The 24,429-nt window shown below is 56.2% G+C and carries 26 protein-coding genes; 21 read left to right on the top strand and 5 right to left on the bottom strand.

Translation table 11 applies throughout. The features are described 5' to 3' along the window. The first annotated feature begins 15 nt into the window (after nt 1-15). On the top strand, nt 16-1,185 hold the full coding sequence (locus tag E5161_RS05815) for a cysteine desulfurase family protein (RefSeq protein WP_136776767.1): 1,170 nt from the start codon (nt 16-18) through the stop codon (nt 1,183-1,185). After that, a complete protein-coding gene (gene thiI, locus E5161_RS05810; protein WP_136776766.1) occupies nt 1,182-2,402 on the top strand; it encodes a tRNA uracil 4-sulfurtransferase ThiI in 1,221 nt (406 codons plus the stop codon). Before E5161_RS05815 ends, thiI begins: the two co-directional genes overlap by 4 nt. A gap of 18 nt (nt 2,403-2,420) precedes the next feature. Here the strand turns inward: thiI and E5161_RS05805 are convergent, their stop codons facing one another. Next, entirely contained in the window at nt 2,421-3,149 is a 729-nt protein-coding gene (locus E5161_RS05805) for a TerC family protein (RefSeq protein ID WP_246042111.1), read from the bottom strand. 123 nt (nt 3,150-3,272) lie between these two features. Between E5161_RS05805 and E5161_RS05800 the strand changes: the two genes are divergently transcribed. From E5161_RS05800 to E5161_RS05770, 7 genes are all read left to right on the top strand, one after another. Beyond that, nucleotides 3,273-3,935: a TerC family protein gene (locus tag E5161_RS05800; protein ID WP_136776765.1), complete on the top strand. Its 663-nt coding sequence runs from the start codon at nt 3,273-3,275 to the stop codon at nt 3,933-3,935. Between the two features lie 144 nt (nt 3,936-4,079). Beyond that, on the top strand, nt 4,080-4,562 hold the full coding sequence (locus E5161_RS05795; protein ID WP_136776764.1) for a hypothetical protein: 483 nt from the start codon (nt 4,080-4,082) through the stop codon (nt 4,560-4,562). Nucleotides 4,563-4,894: 332 nt separating this feature from the next. Beyond that, nucleotides 4,895-6,736, top strand: coding sequence for a translational GTPase TypA (typA, locus tag E5161_RS05790; protein WP_136776763.1), 1,842 nt, complete (start codon nt 4,895-4,897; stop codon nt 6,734-6,736). Between the two features lie 12 nt (nt 6,737-6,748). After that, nucleotides 6,749-7,036 (top strand): YlaH-like family protein, encoded by a 288-nt coding sequence (locus tag E5161_RS05785; protein WP_136776762.1) that lies wholly within the window; start codon nt 6,749-6,751, stop codon nt 7,034-7,036. Between the two features lie 29 nt (nt 7,037-7,065). Then, entirely contained in the window at nt 7,066-7,371 is a 306-nt protein-coding gene (locus E5161_RS05780) for a hypothetical protein (RefSeq protein ID WP_211246690.1), read from the top strand. Continuing rightward, entirely contained in the window at nt 7,368-8,465 is a 1,098-nt protein-coding gene (locus tag E5161_RS05775; protein WP_136776761.1) for an LCP family protein, read from the top strand. The genes E5161_RS05780 and E5161_RS05775 overlap by 4 nt, the downstream gene beginning before the upstream one ends. A 77-nt stretch (nt 8,466-8,542) precedes the next feature. Beyond that, nucleotides 8,543-8,998 carry a pyridoxamine 5'-phosphate oxidase family protein gene (locus E5161_RS05770; RefSeq protein ID WP_136776760.1) on the top strand — a complete coding sequence of 152 codons (456 nt, stop codon included), beginning with the start codon at nt 8,543-8,545 and terminating at the stop codon, nt 8,996-8,998. Nucleotides 8,999-9,019: 21 nt separating this feature from the next. Here the strand turns inward: E5161_RS05770 and E5161_RS05765 are convergent, their stop codons facing one another. Continuing rightward, nucleotides 9,020-9,526 (bottom strand): YhcN/YlaJ family sporulation lipoprotein, encoded by a 507-nt coding sequence (locus E5161_RS05765; RefSeq protein WP_136776759.1) that lies wholly within the window; start codon nt 9,524-9,526, stop codon nt 9,020-9,022. A gap of 177 nt (nt 9,527-9,703) precedes the next feature. On the opposite strand from E5161_RS05765, the gene E5161_RS05760 reads away from it, so the two are divergent. After that, complete coding sequence (locus tag E5161_RS05760) at nt 9,704-11,035, top strand: PhoH family protein (protein WP_136776758.1); 1,332 nt, start codon at nt 9,704-9,706, stop codon at nt 11,033-11,035. Here E5161_RS05760 and E5161_RS05755 read toward each other — a convergent pair. Then, the gene (locus E5161_RS05755) at nt 11,032-11,544 is read right to left on the bottom strand and encodes a hypothetical protein (RefSeq protein ID WP_136776757.1); all 513 of its coding nucleotides are present in this window, start codon (nt 11,542-11,544) and stop codon (nt 11,032-11,034) included. The two genes, E5161_RS05760 and E5161_RS05755, sit on opposite strands and share 4 nt — an antisense overlap. Before the next feature lie 33 nt (nt 11,545-11,577). Here E5161_RS05755 and E5161_RS05750 point away from each other — a divergent pair, with 33 nt between their 5' ends. Continuing rightward, a complete protein-coding gene (locus E5161_RS05750; RefSeq protein WP_246042131.1) occupies nt 11,578-12,996 on the top strand; it encodes an extracellular solute-binding protein in 1,419 nt (472 codons plus the stop codon). Here the strand turns inward: E5161_RS05750 and E5161_RS05745 are convergent. Next, a complete protein-coding gene (locus E5161_RS05745) occupies nt 12,970-14,052 on the bottom strand; it encodes a coiled-coil domain-containing protein (protein ID WP_136776755.1) in 1,083 nt (360 codons plus the stop codon). The two genes, E5161_RS05750 and E5161_RS05745, sit on opposite strands and share 27 nt — an antisense overlap. Before the next feature lie 101 nt (nt 14,053-14,153). On the opposite strand from E5161_RS05745, the gene E5161_RS05740 reads away from it, so the two are divergent. Next, nucleotides 14,154-15,311: a class I SAM-dependent methyltransferase gene (locus E5161_RS05740; RefSeq protein ID WP_169306580.1), complete on the top strand. Its 1,158-nt coding sequence runs from the start codon at nt 14,154-14,156 to the stop codon at nt 15,309-15,311. Nucleotides 15,312-15,390: 79 nt separating this feature from the next. Here the strand turns inward: E5161_RS05740 and E5161_RS05735 are convergent, their stop codons facing one another. Next, complete coding sequence (locus tag E5161_RS05735) at nt 15,391-15,627, bottom strand: DUF2626 family protein (protein ID WP_136776753.1); 237 nt, start codon at nt 15,625-15,627, stop codon at nt 15,391-15,393. A gap of 302 nt (nt 15,628-15,929) precedes the next feature. On the opposite strand from E5161_RS05735, the gene E5161_RS05730 reads away from it, so the two are divergent. From E5161_RS05730 to ftsL, 9 genes are all read left to right on the top strand, one after another. Continuing rightward, nucleotides 15,930-16,574, top strand: a complete 645-nt coding sequence (locus E5161_RS05730) for an RsfA family transcriptional regulator (RefSeq protein WP_136776752.1) — start codon at nt 15,930-15,932, stop codon at nt 16,572-16,574. Between the two features lie 129 nt (nt 16,575-16,703). Continuing rightward, entirely contained in the window at nt 16,704-17,666 is a 963-nt protein-coding gene (locus tag E5161_RS05725) for a ketopantoate reductase family protein (protein ID WP_136776751.1), read from the top strand. Further along, nucleotides 17,663-18,049 (top strand): DUF3397 domain-containing protein, encoded by a 387-nt coding sequence (locus E5161_RS05720; RefSeq protein ID WP_136776750.1) that lies wholly within the window; start codon nt 17,663-17,665, stop codon nt 18,047-18,049. Before E5161_RS05725 ends, E5161_RS05720 begins: the two co-directional genes overlap by 4 nt. Nucleotides 18,050-18,205: 156 nt before the next feature. Continuing rightward, a complete protein-coding gene (bshC, locus tag E5161_RS05715) occupies nt 18,206-19,831 on the top strand; it encodes a bacillithiol biosynthesis cysteine-adding enzyme BshC (protein ID WP_246042130.1) in 1,626 nt (541 codons plus the stop codon). 45 nt (nt 19,832-19,876) lie between these two features. Next, nucleotides 19,877-21,139 carry an adenosylhomocysteinase gene (locus tag E5161_RS05710; protein ID WP_425456453.1) on the top strand — a complete coding sequence of 421 codons (1,263 nt, stop codon included), beginning with the start codon at nt 19,877-19,879 and terminating at the stop codon, nt 21,137-21,139. A 195-nt stretch (nt 21,140-21,334) separates the two neighbouring features. Further along, the gene (locus tag E5161_RS05705; protein ID WP_136776747.1) at nt 21,335-22,378 is read left to right on the top strand and encodes a DUF4349 domain-containing protein; all 1,044 of its coding nucleotides are present in this window, start codon (nt 21,335-21,337) and stop codon (nt 22,376-22,378) included. Nucleotides 22,379-22,502: 124 nt separating this feature from the next. Next, nucleotides 22,503-22,940: a division/cell wall cluster transcriptional repressor MraZ gene (gene mraZ / locus E5161_RS05700; RefSeq protein WP_136776746.1), complete on the top strand. Its 438-nt coding sequence runs from the start codon at nt 22,503-22,505 to the stop codon at nt 22,938-22,940. Between the two features lie 71 nt (nt 22,941-23,011). Next, the gene (gene rsmH, locus E5161_RS05695; RefSeq protein WP_136776745.1) at nt 23,012-23,968 is read left to right on the top strand and encodes a 16S rRNA (cytosine(1402)-N(4))-methyltransferase RsmH; all 957 of its coding nucleotides are present in this window, start codon (nt 23,012-23,014) and stop codon (nt 23,966-23,968) included. A gap of 60 nt (nt 23,969-24,028) precedes the next feature. Continuing rightward, nucleotides 24,029-24,427 (top strand): cell division protein FtsL, encoded by a 399-nt coding sequence (ftsL, locus tag E5161_RS05690; RefSeq protein WP_136776744.1) that lies wholly within the window; start codon nt 24,029-24,031, stop codon nt 24,425-24,427. Nucleotides 24,428-24,429: the final 2 nt, after the last annotated feature.

The raw sequence follows: 24,429 nt of genomic DNA, 5'->3' as shown, positions 1-24,429 counted from the left end.
TTTTAGGAGGACCTTATGGAGACGTTATATTTTGATCATTGCGCTTCCGCTCCGATGCACGGGAAAGTGATCCAAACGGTGTCGGAAGTGATGAAGCTTCACTTTGCGAACGCGGCGGCCTTACACCAGGCAGGCGCGGAAGCAATGAAACTGGTGGATCGGGCACGTGCCGGCATCGCCGCCGGTTTCGGGGCGAAGCCGGAGGAAGTGGTGCTGACCTCTGGCGGGACGGAAAGCAACAACTTGGCGCTGAAAGGCTGGCTTCTCCGGCCGGGGCGGACGCGGAAACATTTGATAACAACGCCGGTCGAGCATGCCTCGGTGTATCGGACCGCCGAACAACTTGAGGAAGCCGGAGTGGAAGTGACTTGGCTGCCGGTGGACGAATACGGACGCGTCCGTGTGGAGGATGTCGCCGCTGCGATACGGCCTGAGACGGCTATGGTCAGCGTCATGCATGTCAACAATGAAATCGGCACTGTTCAGCCGATTCGGGAAATCGGACAGCTGTTACGGGATTACCCGCAAATCCGGTTTCACGTCGACGGTGTACAGGCCATCGGGAAAGTTCCCTTGCTCTGGAACGAGTGGGGAATCGACCTATACAGCGGCTCCGCGCACAAATTCCAAGGGCCGAAAGGGACAGGTTTCCTTCTGGTGAAGGAGGGCTTGGCGCTCGCTCCTCTGCTTACAGGCGGCTCCCAGGAGTTCGGAATTCGGGGTGGAACGCACAATGTGCCAGGAATCGTGGGGATGGCGCAAGCGTTCCGGTTGGCGACCGAGGGAATGCAGGAACGGCGTGAGCGCATGTTCCGGCTGCGTCGACGGCTGCTGGCAATCATCTCGGATATTCCCGAGTTGAAATTAAACGGTTATGGAGCCGAAGAAGAGGAGCGCACCGCGCCGCATGTGGTGAATGTCTCTTATCCCGGGATGAGACCGGAAGTGCTGGTGCATATGCTCGAGCAAGAGGGGATTTTGATCTCCACCCAATCCGCCTGCTCATCCAAAAGCTTGAAGCCCAGCCGCGTGCTGCTCGCCATGGGGCTTGGAGAAGAACGCGGTTCGGGGAGCATCCGGATCAGCTTCGGGGACGAACATACGGAGCGGGATATCGATGCGCTGGGAGAGCGGCTGCGCTTGATGGTCGAGAAGCTGAAGCCACTCGAAAGGAGCCGCGGATGAACGACGATTGGGTTTTGGTTCGATTCGGCGAATTAACCATCAAAGGGAGAAATCGGGGACGCTTCGAGGACATGATGGTGCGGCAAGTGAAAAGAACGCTCGCCGCCTTCCCTGCGCTTACTTACCAAAAAACATACGGCAGACTGTACATCCGGTTGAACGGAGAGGATTACAACCGCATTGCCGACCGGTTAAAGGATGTTTTCGGTATCGTGTCGTTCAGCCGAGTGCTGCGCTGCGAGAACGATTTGCAGGAAATTCGCGCCGCGGCACTGCAGGTGATGCGCGAGGTGGATCCCGCACCCCGGACTTTTAAAGTTACGGTGAAACGGGTGTGGAAACCTTTCCCGCACGACTCGCAGGAAATGAACCATCTCGTCGGGGCACATGTGCTGCGGAACACGCCGGAATTAAAAGTAGACGTTCGGAAGCCGGATACGGAGCTCAAAGTAGAGATTCAGCCGGAAGGCACCTATGTGTATGCCGGGGTTCAGCAGGCGGCTGGCGGCTTTCCGCTCGGGATGAACGGTAAAGCGATGCTGCTGCTCTCCGGAGGGATCGACAGCCCGGTGGCCGGTTGGATGGCGATGCGCAAAGGTCTGGAAGTGGAGGCCGTCCATTTTCACAGCTATCCGTTCACCAGTGAGCAAGCTAAAGAAAAAGTCGTCACGCTCGCACAGCGTTTGGCTTATTATGCCGGCTCCATCAAGCTGCATCTGGTGTCGTTCACCGATTTACAGACGAAGCTCGCACAGACGGGCCATGAACATTTGATCATCACGCTCATGCGCCGTTCAATGCTTCGGATTACCCAAAAGCTGGCTGAGCAGCGCGGAGCCTTGGCGATCGTGACGGGAGACAGTCTGGGTCAGGTGGCGAGCCAAACGCTCGGGAGCATGCATGTCATCGGCCGCGAGACTACGCTCCCGCTTCTTCGTCCGCTCGTAATGATGGACAAGCTGGAAATTATCCGGATAGCGGAAAAAATCGGGACGTTCGAAACCTCGATTTTGCCGTACGAAGATTGCTGCACTTTGTTCGTGCCGAAGTCGCCGGCCACAAATCCGAATTTGCGGATAGTGGAGAAGGCGGAAGATCAACTCGGAGAAGAACTGGACCGGCTCGTCGAACAAGCGGTGGCTACGGTGGAAACGATCGAGCTGACCGCCGAAAGCCGCTCCGATGCCCCGGCACCCGCGGAAGAACGCTGGTTTTAATGAAAAAGCAGGGAACGCTCAAAGCGTTTCCCTGCTTTTGTTGTTTTCCGCTGTCCGACGGGCTTTCATGGTGTTCGTCCAAGCGCCGGCCGCCAGAACCAAGATAACTAACGTGGCGATGAACGCATAACTGAGTACCGGATTGTCCTCGAACAAAGGAGCGAAGCGTTTTTCGTGCGTGATCATCTTGGCAGACGTATAGGCGAGTACGCCGGACCCGACATAAATGATCCATGGATAACGTTCGATAAGCTTGATGAACAGCGTGCTTCCCCAAACCACGATCGGAATGCTGATCAGCAGGCCGAGAACGACGAGCTCGATGCTTCCGTGAGCGGCTCCCGCCACCGCGATGACGTTGTCCAGTCCCATGGCGGCATCCGCGATGATGATCGTACGAACGGCGGCCCACAATGTCGAGCCGGCTTGGATGTTTTCATGTTCATTTTCCTGTACGAGCAGCTTGTAAGCGATCCACAAGAGCAGAACGCCTCCAAGCGCAAGCAGCAAGGGGATTTCCAACAGCCTTACCACCAGAACGGTGGCGACGATTCGGATGGCCACGGCTCCGGCCGTACCCCAGATGACGGCTTGCTTCTGCCTCTCTTTCGGCAGATTTCTCGCGGCCAAGCCGATCACGATGGCGTTATCGCCCGCTAGCAGCAAATCGATGAACACGATAGTCAGCAGCGATGTCCAAAAGTGCAAAGTGACCAATTCGTTGATGAAGCCGGTAATCCAGTCCACTGTCGGTCCCCCTTGAGATTCTCAAAAAGGTTATACGCACGGCGGGCGGAAATGGATTCAACTTTTTCACGTCACATATCCCGGTCAGCCTGTACATACATGTGGTATGGGGGGTATGTCCGGATGGAACTGCTGGATCGGCTGGTCATTTTTATGGAAATCACGTTGATCAACCTGCTCTTGAGCGGCGATAACGCCGTGGTGATCGCCATGGCCGGGCGACGCCTCCCCGCGGCGCAGCGGCGGATGGCCGTGTGGTGGGGGGCGGCCGCGGCCGTAGTTTTGCGGTGCGTGCTGACGCTCGGCGCCGTGGCGATGCTCGGTATTCCATTTTTGCAAACAGCCGGGGCGTTGTTATTGTTCGTGATTGCCATACAGCTTATGACCGAACACGAAGAAGTAGAGCGGTCAAAGCCGGCAACCAACTTGGCCGGCGCGATCTGGACGATCGTAACGGCCGATTTCATCATGAGCCTGGACAACGTGCTCGCGGTTGCCGCGGTCGCCGAGGGGGACATTGTGATGATCATCATCGGCATCGCCATGAGCATCCCGATGATCATCTGGGGCAGCGCGTTTATTATGCGCATGCTGGACCGACTCCCGGGGCTCGCTTATATCGGGGGAGCGCTGCTTGCTTATACCGCAGGCGAGATGCTATTGCACGATAGGGGACTACAGCGGGCGCTGCCGCCCATTTCCGATGACGTGGCGATGGCGGTGCCATTCGGCACCGCGGCTTTGCTGCTCACGGCCGCGTTATGCCTTCGGCGGAAGCGGGGATAACGGGGGCAAGTTACGGTTGGGAACGAATGCCTATTTGCCGACTGGTTTTTTCGCCGCACTTCCATTACACTAAAGAAAAAAGACGCCACGATCCGTCAGGCATTCGTGCCGTCCGAGAGACTGTGAAGAAGTGGGGGAACCGTCGTGAACAAGCAATCCGCCGCGGTCGGCGTTTTGGTGTTGGCTGCGGGATTGGTCATTTTGCTGGGCAAGCTGGGCGTATTCGCTTTTATCGGTTCGGTATTCTGGCCTTTGTTCATTCTCATTCCGGGGATTTTGCTGCATGTGTTGTATTTTGGCAGAATGGTTCCGTCCGAGACGCTCATCCCTGCCGGTATTTTAACCGTTGTCTCGGTAATCTTGCTGATCGGCAACTGGTTCGGCTGGGATTTAATGAAGTACTTATGGCCCTTTTTCCCGTTCGCGGTTGCGGTTGGGCTGTACGAGTATTACATATTCGGATATTCGCGTTCCCGCACGATTTGGACGGCTGCCGTCGGTCTTGCGGTCTTGTCGTTGTTCTTGTTCGCCATGACGCTGCTGTGGACATGGGGCATTTACTTGCTCGCAATCGTGCTAATCGCCGCAGGCGCTTGGCTCGTGCTGAACCGGCCTCGGATTTGGTAATGTGTGGACAAGTGGAGTTGGCGGCTACTTAATGCATCTATCGTTTCGGACAAGCTGGTTCATAAGGTAATCGACGTGAAGAACACGCCGTTCGTTCCTTCGGGAATGGGCGGCATTTTTATTTTCTAAGGAGGCAGAGATCATAAGTTCATCATTTGAAGGGAATAACATGCTTGGCTTTTATTGCTTACTAGCGTATAATAGCAGGGATGTAGAGAAACGTCGGCCTCGCTGTCGACGTTTTGTGCTTAGATGGCGAAAGTCCGTGAATGACGAATAATAAACACAGATAGACAAGAGCAGATATACAAAGAGGAGTGGACCACCGAAACATGCATCCAAGAGACAAAATCCGCAACATTGCGATCATTGCCCACGTTGACCACGGCAAAACGACGCTGGTTGACCAGCTGCTTCGCCAGTCGGGGGCGTTCCGTGAGCACGAACAGGTGCAGGAACGCGCCATGGACTCCAATGATATCGAAAGAGAACGCGGCATCACGATTCTGGCCAAAAATACCGCAATCCAATATAAGGATAACCTGATCAACATCGTGGACACGCCCGGACACGCCGACTTCGGCGGAGAAGTAGAACGGATCATGAAAATGGTCGACGGCGTGCTGCTGGTTGTCGATGCGTTCGAGGGCTGCATGCCGCAGACCAAATTTGTGCTGCGCAAAGCGCTCCAGCACGGCTTGACACCGGTCGTCGTGGTCAACAAAATCGACCGTCCGGCCGCCCGTCCTGCCGAAGTCATCGACGAAGTGCTCGAACTGTTCATCGAGCTGGAAGCCAACGACGACCAGCTGGATTTCCCGGTCGTTTATGCGTCCGGCTTGAACGGTATCGCCAGCACCGATCCCGATGTGCTGGGTACGACGATGGAGCCGTTGTTCGAGACGATTCTCGAGCACATTCCGTCGCCGACCGAAAATCCCGACGAGCCTTTGCAGTTCCTCGTCACGCTGCTGGACTACAACGAATATTTGGGCCGCATTGCCATCGGTCGTGTGAACCGCGGTCGTATCCGCCAAGGCCAACCCGTCGCGGTGCTCGACCACGATGGGAAAGTGCGTCAAGCCCGCATTGAGAAGCTTTTCGGCTTCCAAGGCTTGAAGCGCAATGAAATCGAAGAGGCGGCCGCCGGCGACATTGTCGCACTAGCCGGCCTGAAAGACATCAACATCGGCGAGACGGTCGCAGATCCGGCGAATCCGGAGCAGCTGCCTGTCCTCACGATCGACGAACCGACGCTGCAAATGACGTTTCTCGTCAACAACAGCCCGTTTGCGGGACGCGAAGGCAAGTGGGTCACTTCCCGCAAACTGCGCGAACGTCTCTTTAAGGAACTGGAGACCGACGTCAGCTTGCGCGTCGAAGAAACAGACAGCCCGGACGCATTCGTGGTCAGCGGGCGCGGCGAGCTTCACCTGGGCATTCTCATCGAAAATATGCGCCGTGAAGGCTATGAGCTGCAGGTCTCGAAGCCTGAAGTTATTATCAAAGAAGTCGACGGTGTGAAAAGCGAACCGATCGAGCGCCTGCTCATCGACGTGCCGGAAGAAAGCATGGGTGCGGTCATGGAGAGCTTGGGCACGCGCAAAGCCGAAATGGTGAATATGATCAACAACGGAAACGGCCAAGTGCGGCTGGAGTTCCTGATCCCTGCGCGCGGCCTGATCGGCTACCGTACGAACTTCCTGACGATGACGCGTGGATATGGCGTCATGAACCACGCGTTCGACAGCTACGGTCCGTTGGTCGGCGGGCAAGTCGGCGGCCGTCACCAAGGCGTGCTCGTCGCAAGTGAGACGGGTACGGCGACCGCTTACGGCATGCTGTCCGTCGAAGACCGCGGCATTTTGTTCCTGGAGCCGGGTGCAGAGGTATACGAAGGCATGATCGTCGGCGAGCATACACGCGACAACGACATCATCGTCAACATCTGCAAAGAAAAAGCGCTGAACAACATCCGCACCGCGAACAAGGAAGAAACGGTGAAAATGAAGGCGCCCCGCCTCATGTCGCTGGAGGAAGCGCTGGAATACCTGAATGATGACGAATACTGCGAAATTACGCCGAAGAGCATCCGGCTGCGCAAAAAAGTGCTGAACAAAAGCGAGCGCGACAAGTATGAAAAACAGCGCCGTATGGCGGAAGCCGGGGTATAAGGAGGCATCGCGATGCAGCAGTGGTTCCATGATCATCCGCTCATGGCTTACGTGCTGATTCTCGGGTTTACCATTTATATATTCAATGCCGTGTTCCGCCCGGGCCGTCTTCCGATTTTAAAAGAAATTCTCGTGTACCTGATGATGGCTGTCGGGTGTCTCGTACTGCTCGTCCTGCAGTTGGATAAACTGCCGATCATTCAATGCATGGGCGTTGCCGTCATCATGATGATCATGCTGCGGCTGCGCCAGCTTTACGATAAAATCCGCAGCCGCCGCAGTGCGGACAACGGTCAGTAACCCGGCATTCAGGAAAGAGGGATGCAACCTTGAGCCTGATAGATGCGTTATTTTATTGGCTGCAAATGAAGCTCGTGTGCGAAGCTCGACCGGATGACGAGGCGGCGCGGGCGACCGTCGACTTTTTTGCGCAAATTTTGTCGGAAGATCACGATCTCCTGTCATACGATTTAACCTCGCAAAATGAGGTAAAAATTTATGTCACCTATACCGTCAAGGGCGAGTCCGAGAGGACCGTATGGTTCGACCGGGAAGCGGCGGAACAGCTGCTGCACGGTCCGGTGCTCAGCAAAGCCGAAAAAGACTTTGACGGGAACGAGGAGGAGCAACGATGAACGAACATATGCCTCTGCCGCCGAGGAACGAAGGCCGTTCCTCACGAGCCCCGAAGGCTGTGCGGCCTCCACGGAAGCCGCGGCGTTTAGCCCGGTTCGTATTTTCCTTTTTGCTTATCGTCATTATCGGATTAGCGTCATATGCCGGCTATTTGTACATCAAAGCGGATAATCTGATCGGAGACATCTCCAATCCGAAGGAAAACAAGGTGGCAGCCGCCGAGCGGGCGCAGGTGAAACCGATCGGGCTGCTGGTGCTGGGTCTGGATAACCGGCAGGAAACGGGAAGCTTGAATACGGATGTCATGATGGCGGCGACGTTCAATCCGAAGACGAAGACGGCGACGGTCGTATCCGTGCCGCGGGACTCCACTTTGAACCTGAACGGATATAAAACCCGGAAAGCGAATGCTTATTACGCCCGGTTTCTGTCCGTGGCGCGATCCGAAAAAAACTTGACCGGCGACGAAGCATCGCAATACGCGAAAGATCAAATGAAGGAAATGATGAGCGAGTTTTTCGGCATCCCGATCGATTACACGGCCGTTCTCGATTTTCAAGGCTTCATCGACGTGGTCGACGCGCTCGGCGGCGTCAACGTGAACGTGGATCAAGACATGAGGTATTGGGACAACGCGGACGGAACGGATATCAATCTCAAAAAAGGCGTTCAAGAGCTGAACGGTAAAGATGCACTCGGATTTGTACGTTACCGAAAATCCAAGCAAAACATCACCCGTCCGTCGAGCGATTTTGAGCGGAACGCCCGCCAGGATCAAGTCCTTGGAGCCATTGTGGACAAATTGAAGTCGTTCAGCAGTGTGACGAAAGTCGGCGGCGTCCTGGATGCGGTAGGGAACAACCTTCACACGGATATTCCGAAGCAGCAAATCGAGAACATGATCTCGACCTATTTCCGGATCAGCAAGCAAAATATCCGGTTCATCGCGCTGGAAGGCACATGGAAGAGTCCGTACGTATACCTCGACCAGACGAAGCTGGATCAAGCCAAGGAGGCGCTCCGGGAAGAGCTGCGGCCGGAAGGGCGGCCCGTCTCCGAGCCGGCTTCTTCTGCGGCAACGGACAACGGCTGACCGAAATACCTGCCGCTTTAAAATGAGCCTGGCCCTGTGGTATAATGTTGTAAGACACATCGTAAGGAGTGCTGCGAATGGCGGAAACGTTAACGGCATTGCCCGAAACGCTTTTCAACCAGCTCCAGAAGGAAAGCTTCGTCCTTCTTCACACCATCGATACCGAGAGCGGGAGCCCGACTTCCAGTGCGATTTCTTGGATTTACGCGGTTGACCCAGGCCGGCTTCGGTTTGCGCTCGACGGCCGCTCGCGGTTGATTCACAATCTGAAGGCCCGCCCTGAAGTCAGCATCACGCTGTTCGGGGGAGGAAGCGTGCACGCGGTTTACGGTTCGGCCAAAGTGCTCACCGATAAGCTTGAAGGCGTACCGTTTGCCCTCGCGTGTGTGGATCTCGAGGTGAACACGGTGCGAGACGCCATGTTCTATGGCGCGCGTTTGTCGGTACAGCCCGAATATCAGAAAACGTATGACAAAAGAGCCGCCGACCGCTTGGACGGACAAGTGTTCGACGCCATGAAGAAAGCCCAGTGAGTATGTTCACTGGGCTTTCTGTCATTTCTGGCCGACGGGCGTGTTGGGGTTCCCGACATTCGGCATGATCCGGCCGACGATGTCGGCCAGCTCTTCCGCAAAGCCGGCGACCGGACGGCCTCTCTGCACATCCGCGCTGATTTCACGGATGCGCTGTGCCAAATCGATATCCGCCGTCACCATGGCATTGGCACCGTACGGATCTTTGCGGAAAGCCTCGGCCACCGCGTATTTGATTGTTCCGACGCGGGAGCGGTCCATTTTGGGATCAACGTCGATCCCGACAATCGCAAATCGGCCGAAGACGACACAATTGGCGTCATTTACGCCGCGAACGCCGCGGGCCAGCTGGGCCAGATGCGCAGCCTTCCCGTTATCCGTTCCGTCGACGCCGCGCACCGTGTTTTGAACATTTACCCTGGCGTTTTGCGCAGTCTGCCCGGGCCGGGCGTTATTCCCGCAGCCCGACAACGTAACCGCCGACGCAATCAGCAGGACGGCCGCGCAAAACGCTGTTTTACTTTTCATAAATTGTTTTCACCACCCTGGTTTGGAGGGATGTTGATCCCCCATGAATGACGAATGTGCTTCGCAGCGCTGGGGGAGCCCCAATGGCTAAATAACTACGGCTTGTGCTTGCCATCTATTGTTCCCCGTTATTCGCGTGCTATGACCAAATTCGCCGAAATCCGGGAGGGACCACCGTTGAAAAAAATTTGCGTGCTCGACACGAACGTGCTGCTTCATGATCCGCTCGCGATGTTCTCCTTCGAAGATAACGAGGTCATCATACCTGCCGTCGTCCTGGAAGAGATTGATTCCAAAAAACGGCTGGCCGATGAAATCGGGCGCAACGCGCGCTTCGTCTCCAGGGAACTCGATCGCATTCGGGCCAACGGTCAATTACACAACGGTGTGACGCTGGAGAACGGCGGGATCCTCAAGGTGGAAATGAACCACCGTCATTATCTCCGCGTGCAGGAATTGTTCGGGGAGATGACGAACGACAACCGGATCCTTGCAGTCGCGCTCAACTATTTTTTGGAGGAGCAGGAGGCGGAGGATCCTCGTCCGGTCATTCTCGTCAGCAAGGATGTTTTGGTTCGTGTAAAGGCCGACGTGCTCGGCATTACGGCGCAAGATTATTTGACGGACAGGATTGCGGCCGACAACGAGCAATATTTGGGCCAAATCACCCTTCATGTTCACCCGTCGGTTATCGATGAATTTTACAATCATCGCATCTTAAACGTGAGTGAGCTGCGGTTAAACGTGCAGCTGCACCCGAACGAGTTCGTGATTTTGCGGGACGAGATGGGTACCTCCAAATCGGCGCTGCTCAAGGTCAGCCCCGACGGCCTGCGGCTGGAGCCTCTTCATCTGAGCAATGAGTCGGTGTGGGGGATTACGGCCCGCAACGCCCAGCAGCGTATGGCGCTTGAGCTTTTGCTGAACGACGATATTCCGCTGGTCACGCTTACCGGCCGTGCGGGGACGGGGAAAACGCTGCTGACGCTCGCCGCCGGGCTGATGAAGGTGGAGGATGAGCACAAATACAAAAAGCTGCTCATCGCCAGGCCGGTCGTGCCGATGGGCAAAGATATCGGCTATTTGCCGGGGGAGAAAGACGAAAAACTGCGTCCGTGGATGCAGCCCATTTACGACAATCTGGAATTTTTGTTCGATACGAAGAAAGCCGGGGATCTCGATAAAATATTGATGGGACTCGGAAGCATCCAAGTGGAGGCGCTCACCTACATCCGGGGCCGGTCCATTCCGGGGCAATTTATTATCATCGACGAAGCGCAAAACCTGAGCAAGCATGAGGTCAAAACGATCGTTTCCCGCGTCGGAGAAAACAGCAAAATCGTGCTGCTGGGCGATCCGGAGCAAATCGATCATCCGTACCTGGACGCGCAAAGCAACGGTCTCAGTTATTTGGTCGAGCGTTTCAAGGACGAGGGAGTCGGCGGGCACGTCACTTTGGAAAAGGGTGAGCGTTCCCGCCTGGCGCAGCTGGCGACCCAGCTTCTCTAAAGCTGCGGCTCTCGTGTGAACCACTCAACTCCGCATCCGTAAGCCCGGGCGACGCGTTCGGCCAGCTCGGCCAGCTGGCTTTCGATAAGATGCCAGGTTTGGCCGTCTTCGCACACGTCCGCGATGCGGTGTTCCTCCAACTGAAGCAAGGCCGGGGCGGATTCCGCACCCGGCCTTGCCTCCGTTAACCGGAAAACCGCCGTATACGCCAAATCGACATAGACGTTCCCGGCCCGGGTCGCGAATGCGAAATCTTCGAAGCGGCCGCTTCGAAAGCACACACTTTCCTCTGAGAACATCAGCAGCTCGCAAGGCTCGGCTTCCACTTTATAGTGCGCCAGCATTTCGAACACGGGAGGATAGGCGGCCGGGCTGTCGAAGATGAGCAGCTCCCGGTGCCGGTCGAAAAGCTCGGCCCGCTCCGCGATTCCTTTCACGATTTGCGCATAAAAGCCGGGTAATTTGTTCTCCGGCAAGTGCATGTCCAATCCGTATTTCCGTTCCATCATCGACGCCTCTTTTCTGCTGTTCGTTACTTGCGGGTGGTACGTGATACACCGGATAAAGCGCTTCCGAAAAAACGAGACATCGGCTGTCCGTCCTGTTATCATGGGGGAGAGAAAGGTTCCGAAGAAGGCTGGGTGAATCCTGTGGCCCGTCGCAAGTCCGCCTTATGGTTTCTTCTTTTGCTGCTTACCGTGCTTCTGTTGTCCCCGTGGTTTTCGGCTCCTTCCCCGACGTCGCCAGAAGTCCGCGAATCTCGCGGCGGTCCTGCCGCGGCGGCGGTTCCGGTCGCCGAGAAGGAGCCGGTTCGGATCCGGGTAGCCGCCGCGCTGAACGAGCAGGAATTCCGGTTCCTTCAGAAACAGAACGACGAATCGGCTTATCGTCATCCGGATATCGTCGTGGAGTTCATCCGCATCGATCCGGAAGCGGCTTACTTGCAGTTTCGGGAAGCTTTCAGGCTCGGCGAAGCGGCGGACGTGATGCTTGTCGAGAACGAGTGGATCAAAAAATTCGCAGCGTCGGGTTACTTGCTTCCGGTTGACGGCGCCTTTATGGGAGAATCGTTGGCCGAGCAGTTCGACGCTCTGTCCGCTTCCGTCAAATGGAACGACTATTTGTGGGGCGTACCGCGCGATTTCGATCCCTACGTTGTCGTGTGGAACTTGTCCGTTTTGAATACGCTGCTCGGCGACACGGCTGTGACTCCCCAGGGCACCGCCCAGTGGCGGTTATTGGCGGAGAAAAGCCGGGAAAGCGGCAAAGCGACAGCTTGGCTGGCCATTCAAGAGAGTGACGCGTTTGCATGGCTGGCGTGGCTCCAAACTGTGACGGGTCAGCGTTCAGATACGATATGGACGGATGGGCCGGACATTTGGAACGGTTCCCCGAGGGCTGATGCCATGGCCTTATTGGATCAGGAACGGCAAGGAGTCCATTATGCGGCCGGCGATGCCCAAGCGGCAGCGCTGGTGGCCGCCGGGAAGGCGGCAGCCGCCGTTCTTCCCTACTCGGAAGCCCTGAAACTGACCCAGAAAAACACCGATAAAGGTGCCGGAGCTATCGTCATGGACCGAGGGGCTTGGAGACAGCCGTTCCATTGGCCCCGCGGCCGCAGCTTTGTCGTTTCCTCCCGGACGCAGGCGGAGGACGCGGCCCGCAAATGGATCGAGATCATGACCGAGAGCGGCATGCAGCAAGACAACGTTCGGATGTTCGGGAAACTGCCCGTGTACCGCTCGATGTACGGCCCCGATTCTATACGCGTCTCTCTTTTTTCCGGTTCGTCCGCAGGTACATTTCCCAACTTGCCTCCTGCGGATGACGAGCCATCGCTTCCGGACCGGCTGTCGTCTCTTTTACGGCTATGGAGCGAATGGGCCGGCGGAAGGATGACGCTGGATGATTGGATCCGGCGGTGGCCGGAGACGTCAGCCGAGCTTCAACTGAACGATTAATCGCCCTTCCTCCAACGAAACGCTCTGCGCCTTTACAAATTTAATCAGCTTCTGAGGGTAGAAGCCAAGGTCGAAGTTGCGCTGCAAGTCGGCGCGGGTCGTGTCGGGCAGCTCCAAGCCGTTGAAATTCAGGGAGTCGACATGAAACAAAATGGCGTTCTCGGGTTCGTTCTCTAACGAATAATGGCCGATGATCCGGATTTGGAGATTTCCGTTGTCTCCCTCCAGAGACATCCGATCCTTCTCGAAACGGATCGCAAACTGCTTGAACTCGTCGCTGCGGCTTCTCAGAAAATCGTTTAGCTGCGTGTCAGTGATCGTCAATTTCGTTTTGAATCCGCTTGTTTCCATCGTTTCGGGATGCTGTTGGATCCACTCGGGCAGTGCTTTCATCGCCTCGGCCAATTCACGGAAATGGCGGTTCACCTCGTACAGTCCGATATTATTCCAATAGGCCTGCATTTCAGCCATCAATTGCCGGATATGCGCTTCGTCGCCGCTTGCCGCAAGCGCCTTGTTTAGCTCATCCTGCAGGGCGAGAAGCCGTTCCCGCTGTTGTTTCAAATTGCTCTCAACGGCGGCCAGCTCGTTTTTGTCCTGCTGCAGCCGTTTATAGCCGTCCTTTAGCTTCGCGTATTGAGCGGCGTACTCGTTCATCGTGGTCCGGTCGGATTGGAGAATGAGATCCATGATTTCCCATGTGCGAAGCAGCTGAGGAAGCGAATTGGCGTTCAGCAAGGCCGCAAGCACGAAATCTCTTTGGCCTACATAATAGGAGCGCAGAACTTTTCCCGCTTTTTCCCGTTGTGCGGCGATGGCGATTTCCTGCTGCGCCAGCCGGTTTTCGGTTTGCCGGATTTCCGTCTCGGTTGTCGTTTTCAGACTTCCGATTCGGTCGATTTCCCGGTCAATTTCCACAATGGACAAGCTTTTTTCCAAAAGCTTTCGCGTTTCTTCGGGAAGCGGCTGGGCATATACGGGCATAAGAGCCGCATTGCGCGACAAGGTGAGCAGCAGCGATACCATAATCAGGGCAGCCATCGACAAACGGCGCATCGGGAACCTCCTTTCGGCGGCAGCGAAGGCTGCAGGGTAGTCCAACATATGTACCCGTCTATTATAATATGACCTTACTTAGCGGGGAAGGAGAGGCGGCTTTGAACGTCCAGCGTCAGTTAGACAACACCTTGCTTGACATCATTCGAAAGCAAATCCAAGCCAGTCCGAGGTACGGTACACGGGAAGACGAAACAGTCCGGCCGTGCATCACTTTCCGGGAATACATGTCCCTCTGTCTCTATCATCCGGAAGGAGGATATTATCGTTCGGGGAAGGCCAGGGTCGGCCGGGAAGGCGATTTCTACACCAGCGCCTATATCGGCGATATTATGGGCGAAGTGCTCGCGGAACGGCTCGTTCGGCTCGCCGACGAGCGCTTTCCGGACGGAGGTCCCGTAGAAGCGGTAGATTGGGGCGGCGGAACGGGACGTCTAAGCGCTCAAATGCTGAATGCTTGGCTTCGGCTGGGCGAGGAGGGAGCCAGGTTTCGCATAACGGTCGTGGACGGCGATCCGGAGCATAGGCGGCAGGCGGAGGAGCTGCTCGCCGAACACATCGAGGCCGGACGGGCGCGGGTCATCTCCACGGAGCATGCGGAAGAGCAAGCTTGGCAAGAGCGGCAAGTCGCAGTGATCGCCAATGAGCTTTTGGACGCTTTTCCCGTTCACCGAATCGTACGGCGGGGAGGCCGTATTTGGGAATGGGGAGTGTGCTGGGATGAGCGGCGTCAAGCGTTGTCGCCCTGCTTAACTGAACCGAGTGACTTCCGGTTGGAGGAATGGCTGAACAAGCAAAACATCCTTCTTGCGGAGGGACAGACCACGGAAATCGGGCTTGACGGCGCGGAATGGACCGCTCGATTGGGAACCATGCTGGGCGACGCCATCCTGATTTTCATTGATTATGGTGATTCCACGGCGGAATTGACAGGTTCTCACCGAATGGACGGAACGTTGCTCTGTTACGAAGACCACCGGGCTCATGATGACCCGTACCGCAGTCCGGGACGGCAAGATTTGACCGCCCACGTCGACTTCGATCTGATCCGATCCTACGCTTTGCGGGCGGGCTGGCGGGAGCTGGCATACGCTACGCAGAAGCGGTTTCTTGTAGAAAGCGGTGTTTTGACGAAACTGGCCACTCATGAATTTACGGATCCGTTTCATCCGGTCGTGCGCCGCAACCGCTCGATCCGGCAGTTGCTGCTATCCGATGGCATGAGCGAATTGTTTAAAGTGCAAATATGGGTCAAATAACGAAAAAAACCTCCGTTCCGCCAACGCGGATGGAGGTTTTTGCGTCTTACTGAATATGTAGCCGTCGGCAAACCGGCGGTTACAGAGGCAAGCCCATTTCGAAAACCGACCAGTACGTGAACCCGAGAAACGCCACGACCATGTAACCCCAGAACATCATAAGGTAAGCGCGTTCGGTGAATTTCAAATACCCCAGCAAAAAGAATACGGCCGTTTGGATAAAGAACAGCAGCGCCATCTCGTACATGTCGCCCGCGAAGGCCATGAGGGCGATCGCCAGTGTCCAGAAGCCCAATACCCGGAACATGCGTGCCACGATAAATCCCCTCTCTTCCAGTCCACCCGATTTCTACAGCATATTATACCGTTACCGCCCAAGGAGTGTAAAGGACGCAAGAAGTGACGAAATGGCAAACTTTTTGCCTTCCCGATTCGAGGATGCCCCGTCTGCCGTGGCGTTATTCTTTGGCGTAATCCGTCAAGCGCATCCAATTGAAGGTATAGCGGTGCGAAAAATGGATATACATAGGAGTATCCGATAGATTCTATGAATTCTACTCCGGGCATAGAAATGAAGAAACCGACGAATCCAAGTGAAGCAAGGAGGGAAGGGCACCCATGACGGCTGTGAGACAGGACGCATGGAGTCCGGATGACGATTTGATCCTGGCGGAGGTCACGCTGCGCCATATCCGGGAAGGCAGCACGCAGCTGGCCGCTTTCGAAGAGGTGGGACAGCGCATTGGACGTACGTCCGCGGCGTGCGGATTCCGCTGGAACAGCTGCGTCCGCAAACGATATGAAGAAGCGATTGGCATGGCCAAACAGCAGCGCCAAAAGCGCAGCTATCTGAAGAAACAAGGCATTACCGCGATTTCCGGCACCGAGCGGCTGTTATCCGACGACGGCGAGTCGGCCAAACACGATGCCATGTCCGCGGAATCTCTTTCTTTGGAAGCGATCATCCGATATTTGCGCCAATGGAAAGGCAGCGTTCAGGATATGACGCGGCAAATCCGGCAAATGGAAAAGGAATTGAAAGAGAAGGACGAACAGCTAAGAGAATATAAGGAGCAGAACGAACGGCTTTCCAAGGAAGTCGACGAAGTGCAGACCGATTACCAGGTCGTCAACGACGACTACAAGGCGCTGATCCGGATTATGGACAGGGCCCGCCGGCTGGCATTTCTCGCGGAAGAGCCGGACGAAGAGCGGGCGCGGTTCAAAATGGACGCCAACGGCAATTTGGAACGAATTGAATAACGGTCTGTTTGATGAAAGCGGCCTGCGGGGAAATTTCCCTTGCAGGCCGTTTGCTGTTTGCTGCAGGGACTACCCCTTATGGTGCGGCTTTGATATGGTAAAGAAAAACGGAAAAGGAAGAGACGAACGATGACGGAAATCGCGGTGATGGGCGGAGGCGCGCTCGGTATGCTGTTGGCCGGAAAGCTGGGAGCGGCCGGCTGTGACGTCGTGTTGTGGACACGTTCGGAAGATCAGGCCGGCACCATCAACCGGGAAGGAATCACCGTGGAAAGCGCCGCAAGCGAATTGAAACATGTGGTCCCTGTCCGTGCGATCCCGCTGCGGGAAGTGAAGCCGGGTTATCGGGGGAATGTGCTGCTTACCGTCAAACAAACGGCGGTAGGGCCGGCGCTTCTCGAATTTTTGGCGAAAACATTGGCGGAAGACGGCGCGGTCACGCTGTTTCAGAACGGCGTCGGCCATGTGGAGCCGGCTGCGGCTGCTCTGCCCGGACGCCGTCTTCTGGCGGCGGTCACCACCGAAGGCGCTCTCCGCACCGGGACAGCGTCCGTTCGACATACCGGCAGCGGGCAGACATGGATTGGCTCTCCGTCCGGTGCTGCAGGCGAAGCGGCCGGCTCAGCGGAGCATGACGAGACGTTGATTCAAATGATGGAGCAGGCAGGATTTTCCGTTTTTATGTCGAACAATATCCGGGAGAGAATGCTTCGGAAGTTGTTAATCAACGCGGTGATTAATCCGTTGACCGCGATATGGCGGGTGACCAACGGAGAGCTGACGGCGACATCCGGGAGACAAGCCGTCATGGAAGCGTTGTTCCGGGAAACGGCGCACATATTGCAGCGGACGGGCTTGAGCGGTACGGACAGCTCCGAACTGTGGAACAGCGTACTTGCCGTATGTTCCGCCACCTCGGCCAATCGTTCCTCTATGCTGCAGGATGTGCTGAACGGGCGGGAGACGGAGATCGACGCCCTGAACGGCGCCGTTTGTCGTTTGGCGGAATCCGCAAAAATCGAAGCGCCGCTAAATGCCGCGCTGACGGTTCTCGTGAAAGGTATCCGGTCGCCTGAGGAGCGTAAAGTATGAGTTGGTTATGGAACAACATCGTCTATTTATATGCCGGATTGGCTACTATTCCAGTCGTTCCGTTTTTGGTCGTGTATTTGTTGGGCAGGACACGGGGAATGGAGCGAAATAAATCGATCCGTTTATCGATGGACGTCACCACCGCTTTTCTGTTAGGCATCGTCGCCACGCTGCTGAAAGAGCGCTTCGGCTCCAACCTCGGCTTCTATTTCATCGTCTTGATCATGTTGATAGGAGCGGGTTTGATCGGCAACGCGCAAAACCGGATCCGCGGCAAAGTCGATACGGCGCGCATCATACGGGCCGTTTGGCGGCTTTCATTTTTCGCGATGAGCTTCATGTACCTCGTGCTGATGTCGCTCCGGTTGATCGCTCCTGTATAAAACAGAGACAAAGACCGCTCGCCGCCCTTCGGGCCGGAGGGCGGTTATTTTTTGGCCTGCCGGAGGCTCTAAACGGTTTTGACGAGGTTTCTCAGGTTGTGTAAAATCAAAGCAGTCATCTTACTTGAATCGATCGGGGGAAACGGCCCGTTGAACGTGATATCGCTGCAAGAGCCGAATCTTCCGTCCTTGGCGGGACGTTATCGGCGGCAAGATCCGCAAGTATCCGCACTTTTCGGCGGACATCCTTCCAGGGAGGAGGACTGGCGACAGCGCGCCGAATGGCTTGATCGCGAAAGTCCGCTTCGCGCGGACCGGCAGCGGGTGACGGAGGCCTTGAAAGCCTATCAAGCCAAGCTGACTGTTCATCCTGCGGCCCAGCGTTCGCTGGAGCTGCTGGCCCAGCCGGACACGCTGGTCGTAGTCGGCGGGCAGCAAGCCGGGTTGTTCGGCGGTGCTCTGCTCATCTACTATAAAGCGTTAACCGTGATTCAGACGGCACGCTATGCCGAGCGCCTGCTGGGCAGGCCAGTGGTGCCGGTATTTTGGATCGCAGGAGAAGACCATGATTTCGAGGAAGCGAACCATGTTCACGTGCAGACGGCGGACGGCCAAGTGGGCAGAATCCGGATCGAACGTCCCGAAGGCTCGCGGCTTGCCGTGAGCCGTACGTTGCTGTCTCCGGCCGACTGGGAATCGGCAGTCGCCGAGCTGGAAGCGGCGCTCCCGGATACGGAGTTCAAACCGGGTGTGTTGAACCGGCTGCGCGAACATACCGCGGATTCGCCTACGCTGAGTCTCGCTTTCGCGCGGCTGATCGCGGAATGGTTCGGTCCGGAAGGGCTCGTGCTGCTCGATGCCGACGACCCGGCGCTGAGAGCGGCGGAAGGTCCGATGTTTCGGGAGTTGATCGGGCGGAACGACGAACTGGAACGGGCGCTCGCCCAAGGAGAGCGGGCCGTCACCGGCCTGGGTTTGCCGCTGCAGGCGGAAACCGCGCCGGGGAGCGCGAATTTGTTTCTTCATCATGAAGAAGGCCGCCTTCTGCTGCATAAAGACAACGGGCTGTTCGTTGACCGCAGAGGCCATGTTTCCCTTGCCTATGAGGACATGCTGGCCTTGACGGAAGATGCTCCGGATCAGCTAAGCACGAATGCGTTGACCCGGCCGCTCATGCAGGACTATTTATTTCCGGTATTAGCCGCCGTTCTGGGGCCGTCCGAGCTCGCCTACTGGGGCATACTGGGGCAAGCGTTCGAGACTTTCGGTCTCCGCATTCCGCTGCTGGTGCCGCGGCAATCGTTCGCGTATTTGGAGCATACGATATCCAAATTGCTGGCGAAATTTTCTTTAACCGTCGAAGAAGCTTTGACCGAATGGGAAGCGCGCAAAGCGAAATGGCTCTCGGATCAGGACCAATGGGATTTGCATGGCAGGTTCCAGACGGCGAGAGAACAATTTTTGGCATTGTATGCGCCGGTCATCGAGACGGTATCGTCTCTGCAGCCGGACTTGGCGAAGCTGTCGCAGAGCAACCGCGACAAAATTTTGGAACAAATCACGTACTTGGAGACGCGATCCGTCGACGCTTTGTCCAAGCGGCATGAAGCTTCGCTCCGCCAATGGGATCGCATCCGTTCTTCGCTGAAGCCGGGCGGCAAAGACCAGGAACGCGTTTACGGCACGCTTCATTTTTGGAACAAGTACGGTCCGGACTGGCTCGCCGCGTGGAAGGACGTCCCTTTTGACGTTTCCGGCGGTTTTCGTCTGGCTGATGGATAAAAGCATGCCATTCACATGGGATCGATAACAGGAGGTCATGATATTTTGAAAACTTCTATCGAGAGTATTATCCGGGATCTTTCGCTGGCCGCGGAAGGCAAACTCAAAATTGACTGGGTGCAGGCCCACATGCCGGTGCTGAACCGGATCCGCGAACAATTCGAGCGCGATTTGCCGTTCAAGGGGCTGCGTGTGGCTATCTCGCTCCATTTGGAAGCGAAAACCGCGTATCTCGCGAAAGTGGTTCAAGCCGGCGGCGCCGAAGTCGTCATCACGGGCAGCAACCCGCTGTCAACGCAGGATGATGTATGTGCGGCGCTCGTGGAAGACGGTATTGCCGTATTCGCCAAATACAATCCGGATCCTCAAGAATACAAGGACCTGCTGGTCAAAACGCTGGAAACGAAGCCGGACCTCATCATCGACGACGGCGGCGATCTTGTCACGATTCTCCACGCGGAACGGCAGGATTTGCTTGCCGGCATCCGCGGCGGCGCCGAGGAGACGACCACGGGCATTCTCCGCTTGAAGGCGATGGAGAAAGAAGGATCTCTGAAATTTCCGATGGTTGCGGTCAACGACGCGTACTGCAAGCATTTGTTCGATAACCGCTACGGTACGGGGCAGTCCGTGTGGGACGGCATCAACCGTACGACAAACCTTGTCGTCGCCGGCAAAACGGTCGTGGTCAACGGTTACGGGTGGTGCGGAAAAGGTGTGGCCATGCGCGCCAAAGGTCTGGGCGCGAACGTCGTCGTCACGGAAGTGGACGCGATTCGTGCGGTTGAAGCGTACATGGATGGCTTTACGGTTCTCTCGATGGCGGAAGCCGCCAAAGTCGGCGAGTATTTCATCACCGTAACCGGGAACAAGGACGTCATTCGTGGCGAGCATATCGCGAACATGAAGGACGGAGCGATTTTGTCCAATGCCGGCCACTTCGACGTCGAAGTCAATTTGGTGGAGCTTGCGGCGATGTCTGTTTCGAAGCGGATCGTCCGCCGCAACATCGAAGAGTACACGCTGAAGGACGGCCGCAAAATCTATGTGCTCGCGGAAGGGCGTCTGGTGAATCTGGCGGCAGGGGACGGACATCCGGCGGAAATTATGGATATGACGTTCGCGCTTCAAGCGCTGTCCCTTCGCTACGTGAACGAAAACTACCAACAAATCGGCAGCCGGGTCGTCAACGTGCCGTATGAGCTCGACGAGCAAGTCGCCCGCACCAAGCTGGAAGCGCTGGGCATTCGCATCGATACGCTCACGGATGAGCAGAAAGACTACCTCGATAGCTGGGCCGCGCACTGAAACTGAATATTTACAACCAGGGCCTCCATCTTCGTCTAAATGGCGAAGTGGAGGCTTTTTGCTGTGTAAATACCCACCCGCCCAGGCGTTCGAGCGGAACAGCAGCGGTATTTAGTCACTCATAACTGTAAGGTCCGGTAACTTTTTCCTCCCACTCCGCGTCTATATCGTATATACCGGAAAAGGGGGATATCTATGTCCAACGGAACAAAAATGGGGAAGCGCCGGTTCACAGGTATCATCGCATTGACAATGCTGCTTGCCGCAACGCTCTCCATGGCTGCCTGTTCTTCCTCAAAGTCGTCGCAAGACTCGAGGGCGGTACAACCGCAGGCGATGTCCGGCTCGGCGAAATCGGCCCCGGCTGCGGAGGCAAAGAACGTAACATCCGATACCGTACTCTACACCACGAGTTCCAGCGACGCCAAACCGGCGGTCAAGGGCGCCGCGGCGCAAGCCGAGGGAGGCATTATGCCGATGGCCGTTACGGATGACGGAATGAACCGCAAAGTTATCTATAAAGCCCAAGTCACTATGAAAGTACCCAGCTTCGAATCTGCGGACGAAAAACTGCGGGATGCGATTCATCAAAGCGGCGGTTACATTCTCAACTTCTCCAACAGCGTGAATGCGGACGAAAAAGGCGCGACCTACGTCATCAAAGTTCCGGCAGACGGATTTTCTTCTTTTATCGAGCAGCTCAGGAAGATTCGGAAAGACCTGCAATTGAATATGGAAGGCAGCGACGTCACCGAAGAATATGTAGATTTGGAGGCGCGGCTGCAAGCTAAGAAAACAGTGGAAGCCCGTCTCCTGGCTTTCATGGATAAAGCGAACGGCAGCGATGACCTGGTGCGGTTTTCTTCGCAACTGGCCGACGTACAGGAGCAAATCGAGCAGATCAAAGGCCGGATGAGGTATTTGGATCAAAACGTGGCTTTTTCCACCGTGAATCTGAGGCTGTATGAAGGAACTGCTGAATCGATGGGACAAAAGGAAAAGCCGGGCGGGCTGGGCGAGAGAATGACCGCCGCCTTGACCGGCAGTGCGCGGGCGTTAGGAGAATTCGGCCAAGCGCTTCTCGTGTTCGTCGCCGCACTTCTGCCCGTTGCCGCCGTCGCGGCCCTCGTCGGTGTTCCCGTGTATGCCGTTTTCCGCGGAAGACGCAGAGCACGCTTGCAAACGGCGCCGTCTGACGCTCAAATCCCCGATTCCCCGCCGGAAAATGAAAGTCATTAATCCCCTAAAATAATTTTTTCTAATCCTGCTCATCGAGCAGGATTTTTGTTTTGGTGGTAGAATAACTGTACCTAAGTGGTTCGTTGTGGTGAAAAGTGGTGAATGTTGGGGGAGGTGTGGGGGCATGTTTCTTGGCGAGTATCAGCATACGATCGACGACAAAGGCAGAATTATTATTCCGGCCAAGTTTCGTGAAGCCCTCGGCACCGATTTCATCATCACCCGCGGATTGGACAACTGTCTTTTCGTCTACCCCCGCGCCGAATGGAACCAATTGGAACAAAAGATGAAGGCTCTCCCTTCCATGGCCGCCAACGCGCGGGCGTTCTCCCGGCTGCTGTTCGCCGGCGCTTCCGAATGCGAATGGGATAAACAGGGAAGGGTAAACGTGCCGGGCCACCTGCGCGAGTATGCGAAGCTGGAGAAGGACTGCACCGTCATCGGCGTTTCTTCCCGTGTAGAAATCTGGGACAAAGCGACTTGGGAACAATATTCCCGGCAGTCTCAGGATTCCTTCAACGAGATCGCCGAGAAGCTCGTGGATTTCGATTTCAACTTCTAAACCGTTAACAACTCATCTACATAGCAGAGAGAAAGACGGATCTCCAAAAAGGAGACCGGGAGGGCGAAAGTATGTTTCACCACGTAACAGTACTCAAAGACGAAGCGGTAGAGGGGCTGAAAATCCGGCCAGACGGCATTTACGTCGATTGTACGCTGGGCGGAGCGGGTCACAGCGCGGAAATCGCGTCCAGACTCGGTACGACCGGCCGACTCATTGCCCTCGATCAGGATGAATCCGCTCTGCAGAACGCGCGGGTCAAATTGTCGTCCTTCGGTTCGGTCGTGACGCTGGTGAAAAGCAATTTCCGCCATTTGAAGCAGGCGCTTCGCACCGCGGGCGTCGAGGAGATTGACGGGATTCCCCGGGTGGACGGGGTACTGTTCGACCTCGGCGTCTCCAGTCCGCAGCTGGATGAAGCCGAGAGAGGCTTCAGCTACCAGCATGACGCGGAGCTGGATATGCGGATGGACCGCGATCAGCCGCTGACGGCCAAGACGATCGTGAACGAATGGGATGAAAAACAAATTGCCGATATTTTGCGCGACTACGGCGAAGAAAAGTTCGCCCGGTCGATCGCCCGGACCATCGGGGCCGCCAGAGCCAAAGCGCCGATCGAGACGACGGGTCAGCTTGTAGACTTGATCAAATCGGCGATTCCGGCTGCCGCGCGCAGAACAGGTCCTCATCCGGCGAAGCGCTCGTTCCAGGCTTTGCGGATTGCGGTGAACGACGAGCTCGGCGCATTTCGCGATGCGCTCGCGCAAGCGATCGACGTGCTGAACCCGGGAGGAAGGGTGGCGGTGATCACCTTCCACTCGTTAGAAGATCGAATTTGCAAAACGGCGTTCCAAGCGGAAGTCGCTACCTGCACCTGCCCCCCGGATTTTCCGGTATGCGTGTGCGGCGGCGGCAGCGGGGGCAGGCTTCGATTAACACCCCGAAAACCGGTCCTGCCTTCCGAGCGGGAGCTTGCCGAGAACCCTCGGGCCCGTTCGGCAAAGCTTCGGGTAGCGGAAAAAATTTAACTTTCTTTTGTCGAATTGTGCTTATTTGTATCGAAGAATGGAAAGGGGATTTCGAAAATTATGGCTTATTACGGCAACCTTGCACTGCGTCCGGAGCGTAAGCCGCAACAACAGGCGCAGCCGGTCAAACAAAGAGAGCGGGTCATCCGCCGCCGTCAGCTGCCCATGGGAGAGAAGCTTCTGTACTTGTTCACGCTGGCGCTTTTCGTCATCGTGGCGGGTGTCGTTCTTTTCCGTTACGCGCAAATCTATCAAGTGAACCGGGAAATTCAAGAGATTAACCGGAAATACGAGCAAACGACGGTGCAAATTAAAGAGCTCCAACGGGAAGTCGAGCGTTTGAGCGATCCGGGGCGGATCAATAAGAAGGCTACCGAGATGGGCATGGTGCCGCTCGATCCCGAAGGCATCAGGGTCGGCGAGAACGGAACCGCCGTCGCGATGAATTCGAAGAAATGAAG

This window comes from Cohnella pontilimi (assembly GCF_005049045.1).
GTDB lineage: Bacteria > Bacillota > Bacilli > Paenibacillales > Paenibacillaceae > Cohnella > Cohnella pontilimi.
This window is presented reverse-complemented; position numbering and strand designations above follow the sequence as displayed.